Below are 19,477 nucleotides of genomic sequence, written 5' to 3'. Positions count from 1 at the left end.
GGCGTTGGGGGGCCTGGTGGGGGGGGGGGTGCGGCGCGCCGCGGGGGGGGGGGGGGCGCGGGCGGGGGGGTGGGGGGGGGGGGGGGGGGGGGGGGGGGGGGGGGCCGCCCCCCCGGGGCCCCCCCCCCCGGGTGGGGTGATCAGCGGCTGAGGCGCGACTGCACGTCGGTCTGAGCGGTGCTGAGCAGGGAGGGGATGTCGGCGTTCTGATCGGTCAGGACCGTCTGGACGACCGTGTCGAGGGCGCCGTACACCTCTTGCGCGTTGTTGACCGGCTCGGCGACGACGGGGATGGATGCCGAGGCGTCGAGGTACGGGGTGAAGTTCGCGCTGGGCACGTTGATGTAGTCCGCGATCCAGTCGAAGTACGTGGAGTACTGGTCGCTGTTGACGACGGGGAGCCCCGGGAGGCCCGTGACAGAGCCGGCCTCGTTCGACGCCTTCGCATCGTCGACGGCGGTGGTCTCGTCGAGGTAGCGCTGCAGGTAGAAGAACTTCACCCACTTGACCGCGGCGGCCTGCTGCTCGGCGCTCGCCTTCGGGTCGACGATCTGCACCGTGCCGCCGCCGAGGGTCCCCTCGTCGGCCTTGGCCTGCGGCATCCCGCCGATGCCGAAGCTGTCCGCGGGCAGCTTCAGGTTCTGCACGATGTTGTAGTACGAGTCGCTCGCGCCGATGATCATCCCGATCTTGCCGGCGGCGAAGTCCTGCCCCTGGGTGGGGATGTCGTAGAGGGTGTTCTCCGGCATGGTGCCGTCCTTCCACCGCATGTCGCTGATGAGCTGCAGCGCCTGCGTGGAGGGCTTGTCGTCGAAGGTGGCCTGCGAGCCGTCCTCGTTCTCGACGGTGCCGCCGAACGAGTAGGTCATGCCCGAGAACTGCCACCCGCCGGTGTTGGCGGTGGTGAGGACGGAGAAGCCGGCGGCGCCCGTGGCGTCGTGGATCTTCTCGGCCGCGGCGCGCACCTCGTCCCAGGTGGTGGGCGGGGAGTCGGGGTCGAGGCCGGCCTTGGTGAACAGCTCGCGGTTGTACACGAGACCGAACGAGTACGCGTTGGTGGGGATCGCGTAGGCGCGCCCCTCGCTGTTCTCGGCGAGCGTGAGCACCGTGGGGTTGAGGCTGTCGAGGAGGCCCTCGTTCTTCAGGGCATCGGTGAGGTCGGCGGCCTGTCCGCGCTTGATGAGACCCGCGGGTTCGGTCAGCGGCACGCTCATGACCGTGGGCAAACTGCCGCCCGCGGCGAGCGCCTGGAAGGTCGAGGCGTCGTAACCGGTCTCGACCGGCTCGAGGTCGATGTCGGGGTTGGCCTGTTCGAAGGCCTCGACGCGCTTGTCGAAGTAGGCGCGGTCTTCGGGGCGGTCGGCGCTGGGCCGGTCGCCGATCTGGATCGAGACCTTGCCGTCGGTGGTCCCCGTGGAGGGGGAGCTGCAGCCGGCGAGGGCTGCGGCCGACAGGCCGCCGAGTGCGATCACGGCGACGACGGAACGGACACGTTTCGTCATTGAAACTCCTTGGCGAAGAGCGGAAGCAAGAGGGAAATCGCTTGCCCTGAGATGTTTAGCACCTCATGGGCCGAGCGTCAAAGTGTGATTCTCTTCGGCGCGCCGTCGCGCATTCCGGTGTTGACAGATCGATCACCCTCTCCCACACTGCTGGAGGGCAAACGCTTGCCTATATTCCGAATCCGCTCGACGAGGAGAATTCGTGTCCGCCACTGCTGGAAACCGTCCCCCGCGCGTTCGCGGCGGCCTCATCGGGACGGGGTTGCTGTGCGCAGCGCTCCTGGTCCCGGCATCCCCCGCCCTCGCCGCCGCTCCGAGCGTCGCGCTCACACCGCTGGTCACCGGCAACCTCTTCCGCCAGGGGGAGACCCCGCGGGTCGCCTATGCCACCGACGCCGCCCGGGTGGCGTGGACGGTCACCGACCAGACCGGCGCGGTCATCGCCGACGGCGCCGAGGATGCCGACGGCACGCTCGAGCTGCCGGCATCCGGACTCGGCTGGTACGCGCTCGCCGTCTCGGTCGACGGCGACGCGGCGCGGGCCGAGACGAGCTTCGCCGTGCTGCCCGATCGCGATGCCGCCGACTCGGCGAGCGCGCGTTTCGGTGCGGCGACGCATTACGGGCAGTCGTGGAGCGTCGACTCCCTGCCCACCCTGGCCACGGGCGGCTTCGCCCAGCTGCGCGACGAGGTGTACTGGAGCGAGGTCGAGACGCAGAAGGGCGTGTACGACTGGGACCGCCCGCGCGCGGAGTTCCTCGACGCGGCGCGGGACGCCGGCGTGCGTCCGCTCCTTCTCGCCGGCTACGGCAACCCGCTCTACGACGGGGGCGACGGGCCCACGAGCGACGAAGCCGTCTCCGCCTACGCGGCCTACGCCGCCGCCATGGCGACCGAGTTCGGCGACCAGGCCACGGGGATCGAGCTGTGGAACGAGTGGGACCTGGGGCTCGGGGGCAACACCCGCACCTCGCCCGAGGACTACGTGAACCTTCTCGCCGCGGCCTCCCCGGCCGTCAAGGCGGCGGCGCCCGACCTGCCCGTCATCGGGCCGGCGGTGGCGAACCTCAACACCGATTGGCTCGAGCAGACGTTCCGCCTCGGGGCGCTGCAATACGTCGACGGGATCGTGCTGCACCCCTACAGCTACCCGGTCTCGGCCGACGCCCTCGACGACACCCTCACGCGCATCGACGCGCTCGTGCGGCAATACAACGGCGGGGTGAGCAAGCCGCTGTGGATCACCGAGCACGGCTGGCCCACCGGCACCAACGCCCGCGCCGTCTCGGAGCGCGAACAGGCGTCCGACATCGCCCGCTCCGCCGTGATCGCCGCGGCGCACGACGCCGCTCGCTACTACGTGTACGACCTTGTCTCCGACGGCGTCGACCCGGCCGAGACCGAGCAGAACTTCGGCCTGCTGCGCGCCGCCGACGACACGCGCGGGGCCTACACGCCGAAGCCCGCTTTCGCGTCGTACTCCGTCGCGGCCGCGCAGCTCGAGGGAGCGACCTCCGCCGGTCGCGACGACACCGTCACCGGGGTGCGGCAATACCTGTTCGACACGGCGGCGGGCCCGCTGCGCGTGCTCTGGGCGGACACCGCGCAGACGCTGCGGCTGAGCGGAACGGGCGCCGTGACGGTGACCGACGCCTACGGCCGAGCCGACACCCTGGATGCCGACGGCGGCGACGTCGTCGTCACGGTCGACGACGACCCGCTCTACGTGCGCGGCGATGTGACCGGCGCCGCAGCATCGGAGACGTCGGTCTCGCTGGACACCGGTGTGGTGGGAGCGGAGGTGACCGGTCGCTGGAGCGTCACGGGCCGCTCGGACGGCGCGGCGACCACGTGGCGTCTGAGCCTTCCCGACGGGCGTGCGTTCACGCAGAGCACCGACGGCACCGCACCCGCGACCACCGCCATCGCCGCGCCCGCCCCCACGTCGACGGGATCGTACGAGACCGTGGCGCGGCTGTTCGACGGCGACCGCGCCGCCGGCGTGCTGCGGGCGCGCACGACGATCGAGGAGCCGGTCGCCCTGACCGGAACGCAGGCGATCTCGGCGGACGGCACCGACGTGCTCCGGCTGCGCCTGAGCAACGCCTCGGCATCCGACCTTGCCCTCCAGTCCCTGACGTACACCCTGGGCGGAACGGATGCCGCGGCCGACGTGCCCGCCGTCCTGCCCGCGAGCGACGCCGTGACCGTCGACGTCCCCCTCGGGGAGCTCGACGCGCGCACGACGTTCTCCGCGGAGGCGATCGTCGACGGCGCCGCGGTACGGGTCGAGGGCGCCGTGGCGCCCCTCGACGTCGCCGCTGCCTACGGTGCGGCCCACCACCGCGTCTCGGTCGACGGCACGCTCGACGACCCGACCGGCCTCGAACCGGCGACGTTCACCCCGGAGGGGACGGAAACTCCCCCCGCCGTCGACGACCAGTCGGCGCGCGCGTGGCTCACCTGGGACGACGACGCGTTGTACGTCTCGGCCGAGGTCGTCGACGACGTGCACGACCAGCCCGCGACGGGCGCGAACATCTGGCAGGGCGACTCCGTGCAGTTCACCGTCGCCGGTGGTGCGCCGGGAGCGGCGGGCGTCTGGCACGAGTTCGGCATGGCGCTCACCTCGGAGGGGCCGCAGCTGTACCGCTGGCTCTCGGTCGGTCAGGGCGCGGGGGTCGTGCCCGGCACCGAGGTCGCGATCTCCCGCGACGAGGACACCCACCGCACCGTGTACGAGGTGTCCGTGCCCTGGACGGCGCTCGCCGGAGTCGATCGCGACGCCGCGCTGCTGTCGAGCGCGATCATCGTGAACGAGGCCGACGGCGAGGGCCGTGACGGCTACCTGGCCTGGGGCGGAGGCATCGCCGCCGAGAAGGATTCGGCGCAGTTCGACGCCGTGCGTCTGCTCCCCGCGGTCGAGCCGGAGCCGGGCACCCCGACCGACCCGGGCACCCCGACCGGTCCGGGCACCCCGACCGGTCCGGGCACCCCGACCGACCCGGGCACCCCGGCGCGGCCGGATGGCGGCCAGGGGTCGGCGGGCCCGGCGCCCGATGCCGGGGGTGCCACCGGCTCGGGGGCGCTCGCGAGCACGGGGACTCCCGCGGTTCTCGGCATCCTGTTCCCCGCCCTCGGCGCGCTCCTCCTCGGCGCGGGAGCGCTGATCGTCCGCCGGCGACTCGCCCGGCGCTGACCCCCTCCCGCGATGCCGCCGCCGTCGTGTCCGGCGGCGGCATCGCGACCGAAAGGACCCGTGTGATCCCTCTGTCCGTGCGGCTGGTCGGCCCGCGCATCGGCCGCCGCCGCGACGTCTCCGTCGCCGCGGAGCCCCGCCCTCCCGTGTCGTGGACCGTCGATGCGCCGACGGGATGGCGGGCCGAGAGCGCCGAGCTGCGTCTCGACGACGCCGAACCGGTCGCGGTGCCCGCCCACGGGGTGCTGGTGCCGTGGCCCTTCGCCGACTTGGCCGCCGGCGCCCGCCACGCTCTGCGCGTGCGCGTGCGCGGAGTCGACGACGAATGGACACCGTGGAGCGGGCCCGTCGAGGTGGAAGCGGTGTTCTTCCCCGGGCCCTGGACGGCGCCGCTGCTCGCCATCGACGGCCCCGACGCGGAAGCCGCGCCGTTCGCCGTGCGGCGCGAGATCTCCGTGCCCGACACCGTGATCGCCGCGCGCCTGTGGGTCACGGCCCACGGCGTCTTCGACGCGGCGATCGACGGCATCCCGGTGGACGACGCGCTGTTCGCGCCGGGGTGGACGGCCTACCGGAGACGGCTCGGTCTCGCCACGACCGACGTGACCGCGCTGCTGCGCCCCGGCGCGACCCAGGTGCTGTCCGTCCGCGCCGCGGGCGGGTGGTTCACCGAAAGGTACGGGTTCGGCGACACCGCCGAGCGCTTCTACGGCGACCAGGCCGCCGTGGGAGCCGTGCTGCGGCTGATGCACCGCGACGGGCGCGTCGAGGAGATCGGCTCCGACGAGCGGTGGCGGCTGACGCGGCGCACCGAGATCGTCTCCAGCGGGCTGTACGCGGGCGAGCGCGTCGACTTCCGCCGCGCGCAGGGCGGGTGGCGCGAGCCCGGTTTCGACGCGTCCGGGTGGGAGGCCCCCGCGTTCATCCCCCCATCGAGCCTCCCGGCGGTGATCGACGTGGAGCCGGTGCGCCGCGTGCGCACGCTCCGCGGGCCGCGGGTGCTGCCGAGCGCCGCCGCCGGCACCCTTCTGCTCGACGTGGGCGAGAACGTCGTCGGGCGGGTGCGGCTCGTCGCCGACGGGGTCGCCGGCTCGCGCGTGACTGTGCGGCACGCCGAGGTGCTCGAGGACGGCGCTCTGAACGTCCGGCCCCTCCGTGCGGCGGCGGCGATCGACGAGTTCGTGCTCGACGGGACCGGGCCCCGCGTGTGCGGACCGGCTTTCACGTTCCACGGGTTCCGCTACGTCGAGATCACCGGCGGTGCGGTCGATCCCGCGAGCGTGGAGATCGACGTCCTGCGCACCGACCTCCGGCGCACCGGGTGGTTCTCGTGCTCCGACGATCGGCTCGACCGACTGCACGCCAACATCGTGCGCAGCTTCGAGGGCAACGCGCTCGCGCTGCCGACCGACTGCCCGCAGCGCGACGAGCGTCTGGGGTGGACGGGTGACGCGCAGGTGTTCGCCGCAACGGCGATGACGCTGTTCGACGCCGGCGCCTTCTACGCGTCCTGGCTGCGCGACCTGCGCGCCGAACAGGAACCGCGCGGGGGACGGGTCCCCACCGTCGTGCCCGACCCGCTGCCGGCGCTCGGCGACGTGATGGCCGCGGGATGGGGGGATGCCGTGACGATCGTGCCGTCGGTGATGGCCGCTCGTCTCGGCGACGAGGCGATCGTCGCGGAGCTGCTGCCCTCGATGCGGGCGTGGGTCGACGCCGTCGCCGAGGCGGCGGGACCCGGGCGGCTGTGGGAGACCGGCTTCCAATACGGCGACTGGCTGGACCCCACCGTCTCGCGCCCCGACAAGGCCAAGGCCGACCCGGGGCTCGTCGCGACGGCGTACTTCTTCCGCTCCGCCGACCTGGTCGCGCGCGCCGGCGGCGGGGAGGCATACGCGCGGCTGGCGGAGGAGGTACGCGCCGCGTTCTGCGAGGCCTACCTCACCCCGGCCGGGCGTCTGGCATCCGATGCCCCCGCCGCCTACGCTCTCGCGCTCGCCTTCGGGCTCATCCCGGCCGAGCGCCGACAGGCCGCGGCCGATCGTCTCGCCTTCCTGCTGCGCGCCGGCGGATACCGGATGGCGACGGGGTTCCTCGGCACTCCCGTCGTGCTCGACGCGCTCCTCGACAACGGCCATGAGGCCGCAGCCGAGAGTCTGCTGCTGCAGACGATGTGTCCCTCGTGGCTCTACCCGCTGTCGATGGGCGCGACGACGATGTGGGAGCGCTGGGATGCCGTGCGCCCCGATGGGACGGTGCATCCCTCGGGGATGACCTCGCTCAACCACTACGCGCTCGGTGCCGTCGGCGACGTGCTGCACCGCCGGGTGGCGGGACTCACGATCGAGGGTGACCAGGTTCACGTGCGCCCGTGGTTCGTGGAGGCGCTGACGTGGGCCGAGACGGTGCAGGACACTCCCTTCGGTCGCGCGCGGGTGCGGTGGCGGCGCGCGGGGGAGGCGATCGCCGTGACGGCGACGGTCCCGCACGGCATGCTCGCGCGGGTCGAGCTGGGCGACCGGCCGGTGTTCGAGGTCACGGCGGGGGAGCATCGGTGGATGGTCGACGCACCGCTCGCGCCACCGCGAGAGCCGGTCGGCGTCGACAGCGACCTCGCCGTCGTCGCCGACACCCCCGGCGCGTGCGCGGTCGTGTCGGCCGCCCTGGGCGCGCACGACGTCGACATGCAGGTCGAGTTCGACGCCTACATCCGCTGGGTGCCCGGCCGCCTCCTGCGTGCCGAACTCGCCGCCGTGGCCGCGCCTCCGGCGGTGGTCGCCGCCGTCGACGCCGCGCTGCGCGATCTGGATCGCTGAGGGCGCGCCCCCGCTCAGCCCACTCTCGGCTGCTGCTGCGTGATGCAGTGGATCCCGCCGCCGCGGTCGAAGATGGGGCGCGCGTCGACCGTGACCACGCGTCGGCCCGGATAGGCCCCGGCGACGATCTCGGCGGCGCGCGCGTCGGCGACGGGGTCTCCGAAGCCGCACAGCACGACGCCGTCGTTGGTGACGAGGTGGTTGATGTAGCTCCAGTCGACCCAGCCGTGCTCGTCGCGCAGGGTGGTGGGGGCGGGGACGCCGGTGATCGTCACCGACCGACCGAGGGCGGCGAAGGCGTCGGTGAGCTCCCGTCGAACGAGGACCGAGACCTCGGCGTCGGGGTGCGCGGCATCCGTCTGCTCGTGCACGAGGACGTGGTCGGGCGAGGCGAAGGTCGCGACGATGTCGACGTGGCCGTTGGTGCCGAGGTCGTCGTAGTCGCGGGTCAGGCCGCGCGAGAGCCAGATCGCGTCGGTGGCCCCGATTGTGCGGGCCATCTCGGTCTCGACCCGCGCGCGGTCGGCGAGGGGGTTGCGGCGCGGGTCGAGCTGCACGGTCTCGGTGAGCAGCACGGTGCCCTGGCCGTCGACGTGCAGGCCGCCGCCCTCGGCCACGAGCAGCGAGTCGATGCGTTCGGCGCCGACGTGCTCGGCGACCATGCGCGCGAGCAGCGCCGACTTCTGCCATTCGGCCCAGTCGGGGGCGCCCCACCCGTTGAAGATCCAGTCGACGGCGCCGAGAACGCCCGGGCGGTCGGGGTCGACGACGAACGTCGGGCCCACGTCGCGCATCCAGAACTCGTCGAGGGGAGCCTCGACGATCTCGATCTCGCCCGACAGCATGCGCCGGGCGCGCGCGATCTCGGTCGGGTCGACCACCATCGTCACGGGCTCGAACTGGGCCACGGCGTGCGCAACCCCGGTCCACGCCCGGTAGCCCTCCTCGCGGGTCTCGGCGCCCTCGCCGAGGGTGACGCCCTCGCGCGGGAAGGCCATCCACGTGCGCTCGTGCGGGGCGGATTCGATGGGCATGCGCCACATGGCGGGCTCCTGGGGTTCGATACGGGGGCGGATTCAGCGGCGGGGGATGCCGCGCGGGTTCAGAAGCCGGTGCTCAGCACACGGTCCAGCGCATCGACGAAGACGTCGACCGAGGCCCGCGTGATCACCAGCGGAGGCTTGATCTTCAGCACGTTCTGGAAGTCGCCGGTCGGCTGCATGATGACGCCCCGCTCGAGCAGACGGTCGCAGATCGCCGCGGTCTCGGTCGTGGCGGGTTCGAGGGTCTCGCGGTCGCGCACGAACTCGAGCCCCAGGTAGAGCCCCGATCCGTGCACGGCGCCGACGAGGTCGTGCCGCTCGCCGAGCTCTTCGAGGCGGCGCTGCAGGTGTCCGCCGACGACCCGCGCGTTCTCCTGCAGGCCCTCCTGCTCGATCACGTCGAGCACGGCCATGCCGATGGCCGACGACACCGGCGATCCGCCGGTGGAGGAGAAGAAGTAGCCCTGCGTGCGGTAGCGGTCGGCGATCTCGCGGCGCGTGATGACGGCGCCCAGGGGGTGGCCCCCGCCGATGGACTTGGCGACCGCGACGATGTCGGGCACGGCATCCTGCTGCTGAAAGCCCCAGAACCACTCGCCGAGGCGCCCGTAGCCCACCTGCACCTCGTCGGCGATCGCGAGTCCGCCGTGGCGACGGATGGCGGCGTACACCTCGCGCAGATACCCGTCCGGAAGGGCTACGCCGCCGGCGTTGCCGAAGTACGTCTCGGCGATCATGCCCGCCGGCGGTCGACCGGATGCCGCGAGCCCGTCGATCACGGCGACGGCTTCGGGGGCGTAGTTCACGGCATCCGGGCCCCGGTGCTTCCCTCGGTACGAGTTCGCCGCGTCGACCGTGTGCACCCACTCCGGTCGCGTCTCGAGGGCGAAGGGGTTGTCGGCGATGGAGGTCGACACCGCATCGCTGGCGTACGTCCAGCCGTGGTACGCCTCACGCATCGCGACGATGTCGGCACGTCCGGTCGCGGCCATGGCGAGGCGGATCGCGAGGTCGGTCGCCTCGGAGCCGGAGTTGACGAAGAAGACCGTGTCGAAGCCGTCGGGCAGGGTCGCGGCGATGCGGTCGGCGTAGTCGGCGATCGCGCGGTAGTGGAAGCGCGAGTTGGTGTTGAGCAGGTGCATCTGCCGGGTCCCCGCGTCGACGACGTGCGGGTGCGCGTGGCCCACCGAGGCGACGTTGTTGACCATGTCGAGGTACACGCGTCCGTCGACGTCGATGAGGTACTCGCGCCAGCCGCGCTCGATTCGCGGGGGAGCGGCGTAGTAGTGCTCCTGCACCTCGGCGAGCACCTCATGCCGGCGCTCGAGGGAGTCGTCGTGATCTGGCGCGGGCGCGGGGAGGCCGAGGGCCGAGCCGGGGTCTCCGGCGACCTCGCGCCAGGCGTTCGCGAGGGCGCGCGTCGTGCGCAAGGGCGGGACGAGCCCCCCGAGCGTCCGCCGCACCGAGAGCCGCGTGCGCGCGGGGAGGGTTCCGGATGCCGCATCGGCGGCGACTCCGCCGATCGTCAGGATCTGGGCATCCCTCGTCACCGTGACCGCGTCGCCGTCGACCCGGACGGCGCCGTCGAGGAGCAGCGGTTCGGCGAGCCACACGAGCACGTCGGTGGGGACGGTCTCGGCGGGGGAGGGGAGCGGGTCGGTCGTTCCGGTGAGGCGCGCGCGCCATGCGGGGACGGTCGCGATCTCGGCGCCGGTGTCGAGTGCGGCGAGGGCCGCGTCGTCGAGGGTCGCGGCGTCGAGCCAGGCTCCCGCGTCGTTGAGCGGAGACTCGGTCGAGGCGTCCAGCTCGACGCGGCGCCCGGGCGGCAGCAGCGGCGTCCCGGTCCAGCCGGGCTCGCTGCGCCGCGGGCGACCGAGGGCCGCACGCGTCGCCGCGGTGAGGACGGGGAGGGGCACGGATGCCGCCTGCTCGAGGATGCGGAACTCCCGCTCGAGCGCGCCCGAGGCGTAGTCGTTGGCGTCGTCGAGGCGCACCTGCGCGCGCCCGCTGAGCACGAGGACGGCTCCGCGGAGGACGACGAGGGGCCAGAGCGCCGTGATCTCGTCGTCGCCGAGGTCGCGCGCCCGGTCGAAGGCGCGGATCGCGGGGAAGGCGCTCTCGGGGGTGGCGCCGTCGTGGTGCAGCACGGAGGAGACGGTGACGGCGATCTCGCCCACCCGCCACGACGCGCACACGTCGCCGAAGTCGATGACGGCGTCGGGCACTGTCGCGCCGGGGGCGCGCAGGACGTTGTCGTCGGTGACGTCGAAGTGCCCGGCCTGCTGCGGGAGGGCGTCGGCGACGGGCGCGAGGGCGGCCCGGGCCGCGTCGGCGGCGCGCTTCACGGTGCCGCGCACCTCGGCGTCCGGATCGAGGGGGAGCAGGGTGTCGATCACGCGCGCGGCGTGGCGGAGGTCCCACTGCAGCACGCGACCGCTCGCGGGGTGCGAGAAGTCGGCGAGCGCGAGGCTCACCGCTCCGGATAGGGCGCCGAGACCCTCGACCACCGCCGGGGAGAGGTAGTGCGAACCCGTGAGCGTGCGCCCCGCGATGTTCTCGATCACGCGCGCGTGGATGCGCCCCTGGCTCGAGTCCCACCAGGTCGACATCGGCCCGTGAGGGCCGTCGACGATGCGGGGGATGCGCACGTGCGGACTCCGTGCGGCCACGCGGGACGCCGCGGCATCCTGCATGTCGATCTCAGCCTCGCTGAAGACGGGATTGCTGAGCTTCAGCACGCCGAGGGGCTCAGTCGATCCGCGAGGGAACACTCGGAGATTCTGGTCCTGCTGACTGCCGAGCGACTGCACGTCGATCTCCACGCCGAACGTCTCCGCGAAGAGGGACTGCACCTCGTCGTCGTGGAGCGTCGGGGTGGGCAGGTCGACCTGGCGGAAGTAGTCGAACACCGGGACGGGGGTCGTGTCGTTCACGGGCTGTTCCTCGGGTGATGCGGGTGTCACAGGGGAGAGTCGGATGCCGTGCCGACGGCGCCGGCGACGGCTCCGCCGGCGTCGCGCACGGCGACGACGACGAGCGGACCGAAGGGGGCGACCCACTCGCTCACGGGCTCACCGTACGCGTCGGGCGCGACGCGGGCCATCCCGCGGAGGTGGTCGCCCTCGACCTCCACGTCGACCCGCACGCCGTCGACGTACGCGGCGTGGTCGCGGGCCGTGCCGCCGGTGACCGTCGCGCGGAAGCGCACGAGGTCGCCGTCGCGGCGCACCTCGTCGACGGCGACCGCGAGCTCTCCCTCGCCCGCCGGTCGGGGGGCGGCGAACAGTGCCTCGTCGGACAGGGCGGGCGTCCGTGGAGGGGCGGTGCGGCGCTGCCCGAGGCCGGCGATCGCGGCTCCGAGCTGCACGAGGCGGACGTCGCTGTAGGCGGGCCCGGCGATGGTGAGGCCCACCGGCATACCGGTGTCGTCCATGGTGCCCATCGGCACGGTGACCGTGGGGATGCCGAGGTGGCGCGGTACGAGGTTGCCGTTCGAGACCCACACGCCGTTGCGCCAGGCGATGTCGGCCGAGGCGGGGTTCACGTCGGCGTCGGCGGGCCCGACATCGGACTGCGTGGGGAAGATCACGGCGTCGATGCCCTCGGCGTCCATCCACTGCTCGACGTCGACGCGGCGGGTGTGCTCGAGGCCGCGGAGGCCGGCTTCGAGGCTCGCGACGTCGCGCCAATCCGGCTCCCACTGCGCGGCGCGGGCGACGTACTCGCCGATGTCGTACGAGATGTCGTAGTGCCAGATGCCGTAACGGTCGGGCAGGGCGCCGGGCGGGTGGGGGAAGATCAGCGCGGGGTCGGCGTCGGACAGCCGGGGCAGCGCCGGGTCGCCGTTGGTGCAGAGGAACGTGTCCATCGCCCACACCGCGAGGTCGCCCACCTCGTCGTCGAGGAACTCCCGCGTGACGAACCCGCGGTCGAGGAAGTCCTCGTCGCCGTCGTGCAGCTTCTCGTAGCGGTCGACGACGGGGAAAGCGGTCTCGACCACCTCGGCGCCCGCGGCCTCGAGGTCGCCGCGCAGGTCTTCCCACAGTCGCATCACGCTGTCGCGCGTGACGATGGGCGAGGCGTTGTCGGGATCGCCGTTGACGTAGATGCGGGGCACCGCGAGGCGCAGGCCCGCGAGCGGCAGGGGCTCCAACCGGGTGAAGGAGTCGGGGCGCACCTCGGACGGGCGGGGGAGCGGGATCCACGGCTGGGTGCGCCACAGGTCGCCTTCGGTCTGCGGGTCGTCGGCGACGACGGCGTCCAGCACCTGCTGCAGATCGCCGATCGTGCGGGTGTGCGGCACGACGACGTCCATCGTCGGCACGAGCGGCCAGTTGCCGCGCACCGAGATGACGCCGCGCGAGGGCGTGTACGCGACGAGGGCGTTGTGCGAGGCCGGCGCGCGACCCGACGACCACGTCTCCTCGCCCAGGCCGAAGGCGCAGAAGCTCGCCGCTGTGGCGGTGCCCGAGCCGTTGGACGAACCCGAGCCGAACGCCGAGGTGAGGTACTCGCCGTTGTACGGCGATTCGGCGCGTCCGTGGACGCCGCGCTGCATGCCGCCGGCCGCCATCGGCGGCATCGTGGTCAGTCCGAGGAACACCGCCCCGGCCGCGCGCAGGCGCTCGATCGCGAAGGCGTCGTCGCCGGCGACGAGGTCGCGGAATGCCGGGGAGCCGGATGCCACGGGCAGACCCTCGACGCGGTAGCTGTCCTTGGCCGTGAAAGGGATGCCGTCGAGGGGGCCGATCGTCTCGCCTCGGGCGCGACGCCGATCACTCGCCCGCGCGTGCACGAAGGCCCGGGGATCGAGCACGGGGACGCTGTGAAGCCGGATGCCGGATCGGTCGTACGCGGCGATGCGGTTGAGGTACCGGGCGACGAGCTCGACGCTGGTCACGTCGCCGGCGTCGAGGGCGGAGCGCAGCCGGTCGATGTCGGCTTCGACGACGGTGAAGGCCTCGGTGGTCATGGCAGAAAACCTACACCGTTTGTTTTGTGGGTTCGAGAGGGATTTCCGTCCACACGAGCGTTCCCACCCACTCGGCAAGAGCTACCTCTCTCCGTCGCCGCACTGGCACGATTCGAGGATGGATGCCACGACCGACGAACCCGCACTCCTGCCCGACCGGCCGCGGACCGACGCGCGCCGCCCCGCCGCGCTGATCGTGGGCGTCGTCGCGGCCGTGCTCTTCGTGGCGCTGCGGCTCGCGGTCGACCTCGACGGCGGCGCTCCGCTCGCGTTCGACCAGTGGTGGGACGACGCGATGGCCGCCCTCGCGAACCCCGTCGTGGTGATCGTGGCCTGGATCCCCGCCACGGTGGGCGGCACCATCGGCATGATCGTGATCGGCATCTCCACCACCATCGTGTTCCTGCTGGTCAAGCGCCCGTGGGACGCCCTGAACGTGGCGGGGGCCATCGCCCTGGTCGTGCTGATCGGCGCCCCTCTGGCGGCCGTCATCGCACGGGCGCGGCCCACCGACTCCCTGGCCGAGACGCAGGCGACCTCGTTCCCCTCCGGTCACACGGCAGTGGCAACGACGATCGCGATCACGCTCGCGCTCATCCTCCGCCGCGGATGGATCTGGGTCGCGGGGACCGTCTGGGTGCTGCTCATGATGTGGAGCCGCACCTACCTCCACGCGCACTGGCTGTCGGACGTCGTCGCCGGTTTCCTCGAGGGCGTCGCCGTGTCGACGCTCGTGTGGGCGCTGGTGGAAGTGTGGCGCGTGCGTCACGCGCAACGGGTGGCCGAAGCCGAATCCTGAGCGCTAGCGTGCACGGATGACTTCCGCCTCCGCCTCCGCTTCGTCCGCGGCCGGCAAAGCACAGGACTCCACCGCCTTCCGCGTCGCGGCGCGGATCGGCTACGTCGTCCTCGGGCTGCTGCACCTGCTCATCGGTGCGATCGCCATCTCGATCGCGACCGGCGGCGGGGGCGAGAGCGCCGATCAGAGCGGTGCGATCCAGCAGGTGGCGGCGGCGCCGGCGGGGATGCTGCTGCTCTGGGTCATCGTCATCGGCCTCGCCGCTCTCGCCGTGTGGCAGATCGCGGATGCCGTCGCCGAGCGCGATCCGGATACGAAGAAGCGCTGGGCGCACCGCGCGAAGTACGTCGGAACCGCCGTCGCCTACGGGGCGATCGGCGCCACGGCCCTCACGGCGGTGCGCGGTGGCCGTTCCGAGTCGGCCGACTCCTCCCGCACGCTGAGCGCCCAGCTCATGGCGATGCCCGGCGGCGTCTTCGTGCTCGTCCTCATCGGGCTCGTCGTGGCGGCGGTGGGCGTCGCGTTCGTGGTGCGCGGCATCACGAAGGCCTTCATGAAGCGACTGTCGAGCCCGGGCGGGGAGATCGGCCGCGGCATCCGCATCTTCGGGATGGTCGGCTACATCGCCAAGGGCATCGCGGTCGGCGTCGCCGGCATCCTGTTCCTCGTCGCCGCCTTCGCGCACGATCCGAACGCCGCGGGCGGGCTCGACGCGGCGCTGCGCGCTCTCGCCGGGCTCCCCTTCGGACAGTTCGTGCTGTGGCTCGTGGGCGCGGGACTCGTCGTGTACGGCCTGTTCTGCTTCGCCCGCGCGCGCTACGCCCGCATGTGAGGAGCCTCGCTCAGGCGGCGCGAGGCCGTGCTCCGGCGATGAGCAGTGACAGGCCGAGTTCGAACGCGCGCGTGGCGACCGGATCCGCCGGGTCGTGGGCGGAGAGCGTGGCGTAAGCGGCGGCGAAGCGCGGCACGGCCGCCTCCTGCCCGGTCGGGTCGAACATCACCGCCGGTCCGCTCATGTCGAGCACGCTGCCGAGGATGAACGACTCGAACGCCGTCAGCAGCGGCAGGATGTCGTCGCTCGTCCAGCCGACGCCCTCGGCCGCGACGGCGAAGTCCTCGTACTGCGACATCAACAGCGGCGCCGATGAGCGGTGCGACATGAGGAGGGGGATCGTCCTCGGATGCCGGCGGAAGGCGTCGCGGTACGAGCGGGCCCAGAGCAGGAGCCCCTCCTCCCACTCCCGGTCCCGCAGGAACGACGAGTCGATGCGCGACGACACGAGCGCGCGCACGTCCTCGACCAGCGCGGCCAGATTGGGCACGTGGTTGTAGAGCGAGGTGGGGTGCACCTTGAGGCGGTCGGCGACGCGGCGGATGCTCGCGCCCTCGCTGCCGTCACGGTCGACGAGGGCGAGGGCGGCGCGGGCGATCGCGTCGCGCGAGAGCTTGGGCTGGGTCGGCCGGGGCACGGCGGGGCCTTTCGGTGGTGTCCGACCACGGTACGCGATGCGCGTGGCGCGGGCCGTGCGCGGCTGCGCGGGACGCTGCGGCATCCGCCCGCGCGGGTGCGATCGCCGGGGATCGCAGCGGGCGTGCGGGCAACCCCCACCCGCTACCCAGGCGGGTCGGATATCCCAGGAGGACCACGCCGACGAGGAGACCCATGACCGCTCCAGCCGCTTTTCCCCGTCGACGCGCGGGTGTCGCCGGTTTCATCGCCCTCGGGCTGACGGCGCTCGCCGGGTGTGCGCCCGAGGGGCGGACGGATGCCGTCCCCACGGCGTCACCGTCCACCTCGCCCCGTGTGTCGGCGCCCGGCTCCGCGCCCGCCCTCGGCGACCCCGCGGTCGTGGTCGACGGACTGACGACGCCGTGGTCGGTGGCGTCCGCCGGCGGCGTGATCCTGCTCAGCCAGCGCGACACCGGCGAGATCCTCGAGGTCGTCGACGGCGACGCGCGCCTGGTCGGGGAGATCCCGGGCGTCGCGCCCGGCGGGGAGGGCGGACTCCTCGGCATCGCCGTCCGCGACGGCTTCCTCTACGCGTATGCGACCACCGCGGACGACAACCGCGTGCTGCGGTCGCCGCTCGAGGGCGAGCCCGGGGCACGGCGCCTGGGCGCCGCGCAGACGGTGCTCGACGGCATTCCGTCCGCGAACATCCACAACGGCGGGCGCATCGCCTTCGGTCCCGACGGAATGCTCTACGTCACCGCGGGCGACGCATCGGAACCGCGAGCCGCCCAGGATCCGGAGGCGCTCGGCGGCAAGATCTTGCGCGTAGCCGCCGACGGCTCGATTCCCGCCGACAACCCCTTCCCCGGCTCACCCGTGTGGAGCCTCGGCCACCGCAACCCGCAGGGGATCGGGTGGGATGCCGACGGCACGATGTACGCGTCGGAGTTCGGTCAGAACACGTGGGACGAGCTGAACGTCATCGAGCCGGGCGCGAACTACGGCTGGCCCGAGGTCGAGGGTATCGGCGGGCGGGACGGGTTCGTCGATCCGGTGCAGCAATGGGCTCCCGCCGAGGCGAGCCCGAGCGGCCTCGCGGTCGTGGACGGCGCGGTCGTCATCGCGAACCTCCGTGGCCAGCGGGTCCGCGTGGTGCCGACGTCCGACCTGGCGTCGGCCGAGGAGTATCTCGTGGGCGACTACGGCCGCCTGCGCGATGTGGTCGCCGCGCCCGACGGGGCCGTGTGGGTCGTCACGAGCAACACCGACCGCGGCGGAGGCGACACCGACGCCATCCTCCGGGTGCCGCTCGTTCGCGACTGAGGGCGCTCAGGGCGTGAGGACGGTGACGCCCGCCTCGGCGAGGGCCGCGGCGAGGCCGGGCGACGGCGGCGCGTCGGTGATGAGGTAGTCGGCCTTCTCGAGCGGCGCGATCTGCGCGAACAGGCGGCGATCGAGTTTCGAGGAGTCGGCCAGGATCGCCGTGCGGTCGGTCTTCTGGATCATCTCGGTCATCATCGTGGCGTCGCCGAGGTTGCTCGTCGAGAAACCCGAGCCGTCGACCGCGCCGACCGCGATGAGCGCGTAGTCGCACCGGATGTCGACCTCGGGGGAGTGCGAGTTCATCGCGAGCGTGACGGGCCCGGTCGTCGCCTGAGTGATGGTGCGCACCGCGCCGCCGAAGATGAAGAGGTCGCGGAACGCCGACGGCGAGATCTCCGCGGGGATGCGCAGGTTGTTGGTCGCGATCGTCAGGTCCCGGTGGTTGCGCAGGGCGCGGGCGACGGCGAGCGTCGTGGTGCCGGCGTTGAGCATCAGCACGGAACCGTCTTCGATCAGCTCGACGGCGAGGGCCGCAATGCGTTCCTTCTCTGCGATCTGCATCTGCGAGCGCACGTCGAGGCCGCGATCGCGACCGGGAACCGACATGGCGCTGACGGCTCCGCCGTGCGTGCGCACGACGATGCCCTCGCGGTCGAGTTGGTCGAGGTCGCGGCGGACGGTGTCGATGGAGACGCCGAAGTGCGAGGCGAGGTCGACCACGGTGACCTGGCCCGAGTCGGCGACGTAGGCGGCCAACTCCGCTTTGCGCCCCGCCGGCAGTCGCCGCTTCGTCGTGGCTGTGGATGCGTCCATGCGGTCGTGTCTAGCACAGGACCGCACGAACAGCAGCAGAATTCGCGGCAAAACAGCATCGAATTGCGTTTCCATGCGTGAATGTGCCTCCAGCGCTCGCATTTGTTTGCGGGAATTGTCACGAATCTGCATCAGTCCCTTGACCGCCTCGGCAACTGGGCGCATACTCATGCTGAAAGACGCAAGAACGCGCAGAACAGCGCGAAATACAGCAGATCTCAACGAGGAGAAACGATGGACAACAGCGGGCGCCGGCGTCGGAACGCCATCAAGCTCGTCGGAGTCGCGGCAGCGGCCACGACCCTCCTGGCCATGGCGGGGTGCTCGTCGAACACCTCGGCCACCTCGGCCGACGGCGACGTCACGATCGAGTTCGCTCAGTGGTGGGAGCCGGAGCTCGGCGACGGCCAGTTCCGCGGTCTCATGGACCAGTTCGAACAGGAGAACCCCGGTATCAAGGTCGACCTGGTGAGCGGCCCCTACGCCTCGACGAAGGAACAGCTCTTCGCCGGCGCGGCCTCCGGCACCATGCCCGACGTCGTCGGTCTCGACGGCGCGTGGGTGAGCGACTTCGCCAAGCAGGGCGTCATCGCCGACCTGTCGCAGCTCATGAGCGACTCCGGCTACGACGAGAGCCAGCTCGCCAGCCAGATCAAGGTCGACGGCAGCACCTACATGATCCCGGTGGTCAACTTCGTCTACCCCATGTTCACCAACGACGCACTGCTCTCGCAGGCGGGCGTCAGCGCACCGCCCTCGACCCGCACCGAGTTCGCGGACGCGGCGAAGAAGATCAAGGCCCTCGGCACCGACGCTTCGGGCTGGGTTCTTCCGCTCTCGCTCGAGGCGCCCAACGGCGTGCAGAACGACGTGATGTCGTGGGTGTGGGCCTCCGGCGGCTCGATGCTGAAGGACGGCCAGCCCGACCTGACCAACGACGACGTGGCCTCGGCGACCGAGTACATCCAGCAGCTCTGGGACGACGGGGTCATCGCGCCCGGATCGTTCACGATGAAGGAGCAGGACAAGGTCGAGGAGTTCACCAACGGTCGCGTGGGAATGATGATCGACTCGCTCGCGCACATCAACCTCATCCGCGAGTCCAACCCCGACCTGAAATTCTCCATCTCGGCGATCCCCGCCGAAGACGGCTTCTCGGGCGAGCGCGGCATCCCCTACGCCTCGTGGGGCATCGGTGTCGCCGAGAACTCCGAGCACAAGGACGCGGCGTTCAAGCTCGTGCAGTTCCTGATGGGCAAGGACGTCAACAGCGAGCTGTCGACCATGGCGAAGGCCTTCCCCGGCAACACCGAGAGCGTGCCCACGTTCGTGGAGGACGACGAGCTGTTCAAGACGGCGTTCGACATCTACAAGGAGGGGTACCCGGCGAACGAGTTCACCGGTCTCCCCGTCGCCGAGGAGCTCATGCGCCAGTTCGGCACCGAGTTCCAGTCCGCGCTCGACGGTCAGCAGTCCATGAGCGACGCGCTGAAGAAGACGCAGGACGAATGGACGTCGGAGTTCTGATCCGACCCCGATCCGGGATGCCGCACCGCC

Annotated in this window: 11 protein-coding genes and 1 pseudogene; 6 read left to right on the top strand and 6 right to left on the bottom strand. The window is 72.2% G+C overall.

The genetic code is table 11. The annotated features are described in order from the left end of the window. Positions 1 to 140: 140 nt before the first annotated feature. A complete protein-coding gene (locus ACFZA2_RS05140; protein ID WP_391401451.1) occupies positions 141 to 1,502 on the bottom strand; it encodes an extracellular solute-binding protein in 1,362 nt (453 codons plus the stop codon). A gap of 202 nt (positions 1,503 to 1,704) precedes the next feature. Between ACFZA2_RS05140 and ACFZA2_RS05135 the strand changes: the two genes are divergently transcribed. Together ACFZA2_RS05135 and ACFZA2_RS05130 are read left to right on the top strand one after the other, a co-directional pair. Next, positions 1,705 to 4,701 (top strand): sugar-binding protein, encoded by a 2,997-nt coding sequence (locus ACFZA2_RS05135; RefSeq protein ID WP_391401448.1) that lies wholly within the window; start codon positions 1,705 to 1,707, stop codon positions 4,699 to 4,701. 62 nt (positions 4,702 to 4,763) lie between these two features. Further along, entirely contained in the window at positions 4,764 to 7,517 is a 2,754-nt protein-coding gene (locus ACFZA2_RS05130; RefSeq protein ID WP_391401445.1) for a family 78 glycoside hydrolase catalytic domain, read from the top strand. Positions 7,518 to 7,531: 14 nt separating this feature from the next. On the opposite strand, the gene ACFZA2_RS05125 is transcribed toward ACFZA2_RS05130, so the two are convergent. The 3 genes and pseudogenes from ACFZA2_RS05125 to ACFZA2_RS05115 form a co-directional block, all read right to left on the bottom strand. Further along, positions 7,532 to 8,560, bottom strand: coding sequence for an agmatine/peptidylarginine deiminase (locus ACFZA2_RS05125; RefSeq protein ID WP_391401441.1), 1,029 nt, complete (start codon positions 8,558 to 8,560; stop codon positions 7,532 to 7,534). Between the two features lie 59 nt (positions 8,561 to 8,619). Continuing rightward, entirely contained in the window at positions 8,620 to 11,493 is a 2,874-nt protein-coding gene (locus ACFZA2_RS05120) for an aminotransferase (protein WP_391401438.1), read from the bottom strand. 365 nt (positions 11,494 to 11,858) lie between these two features. Then, positions 11,859 to 13,532: pseudogene (locus ACFZA2_RS05115) on the bottom strand (amidase); the annotation flags it as partial. Between the two features lie 118 nt (positions 13,533 to 13,650). On the opposite strand from ACFZA2_RS05115, the gene ACFZA2_RS05110 reads away from it, so the two are divergent. Together ACFZA2_RS05110 and ACFZA2_RS05105 are read left to right on the top strand one after the other, a co-directional pair. Beyond that, complete coding sequence (locus ACFZA2_RS05110; RefSeq protein ID WP_391401435.1) at positions 13,651 to 14,331, top strand: phosphatase PAP2 family protein; 681 nt, start codon at positions 13,651 to 13,653, stop codon at positions 14,329 to 14,331. 16 nt (positions 14,332 to 14,347) lie between these two features. Next, a complete protein-coding gene (locus ACFZA2_RS05105; RefSeq protein ID WP_391401432.1) occupies positions 14,348 to 15,163 on the top strand; it encodes a DUF1206 domain-containing protein in 816 nt (271 codons plus the stop codon). 10 nt (positions 15,164 to 15,173) lie between these two features. On the opposite strand, the gene ACFZA2_RS05100 is transcribed toward ACFZA2_RS05105, so the two are convergent. Then, a complete protein-coding gene (locus ACFZA2_RS05100; protein ID WP_391401429.1) occupies positions 15,174 to 15,800 on the bottom strand; it encodes a TetR/AcrR family transcriptional regulator in 627 nt (208 codons plus the stop codon). Positions 15,801 to 15,994: 194 nt separating this feature from the next. On the opposite strand from ACFZA2_RS05100, the gene ACFZA2_RS05095 reads away from it, so the two are divergent. Next, positions 15,995 to 17,107, top strand: coding sequence for a PQQ-dependent sugar dehydrogenase (locus ACFZA2_RS05095; RefSeq protein ID WP_391401426.1), 1,113 nt, complete (start codon positions 15,995 to 15,997; stop codon positions 17,105 to 17,107). Between the two features lie 6 nt (positions 17,108 to 17,113). On the opposite strand, the gene ACFZA2_RS05090 is transcribed toward ACFZA2_RS05095, so the two are convergent. Further along, positions 17,114 to 17,920: a DeoR/GlpR family DNA-binding transcription regulator gene (locus tag ACFZA2_RS05090; protein ID WP_391401423.1), complete on the bottom strand. Its 807-nt coding sequence runs from the start codon at positions 17,918 to 17,920 to the stop codon at positions 17,114 to 17,116. Between the two features lie 234 nt (positions 17,921 to 18,154). Here ACFZA2_RS05090 and ACFZA2_RS05085 point away from each other — a divergent pair, with 234 nt between their 5' ends. Next, the gene (locus tag ACFZA2_RS05085; RefSeq protein ID WP_391401420.1) at positions 18,155 to 19,447 is read left to right on the top strand and encodes an ABC transporter substrate-binding protein; all 1,293 of its coding nucleotides are present in this window, start codon (positions 18,155 to 18,157) and stop codon (positions 19,445 to 19,447) included. The last annotated feature ends 30 nt before the right edge of the window (positions 19,448 to 19,477 follow it).

This window comes from Microbacterium sp. NPDC007973 (genome assembly GCF_042958465.1).
Taxonomy (GTDB): Bacteria; Actinomycetota; Actinomycetes; order Actinomycetales; family Microbacteriaceae; genus Microbacterium; species Microbacterium galbum.
Note: the sequence above shows the minus strand (reverse complement) of the source record. Positions and strands in the feature narration are given on the sequence as shown.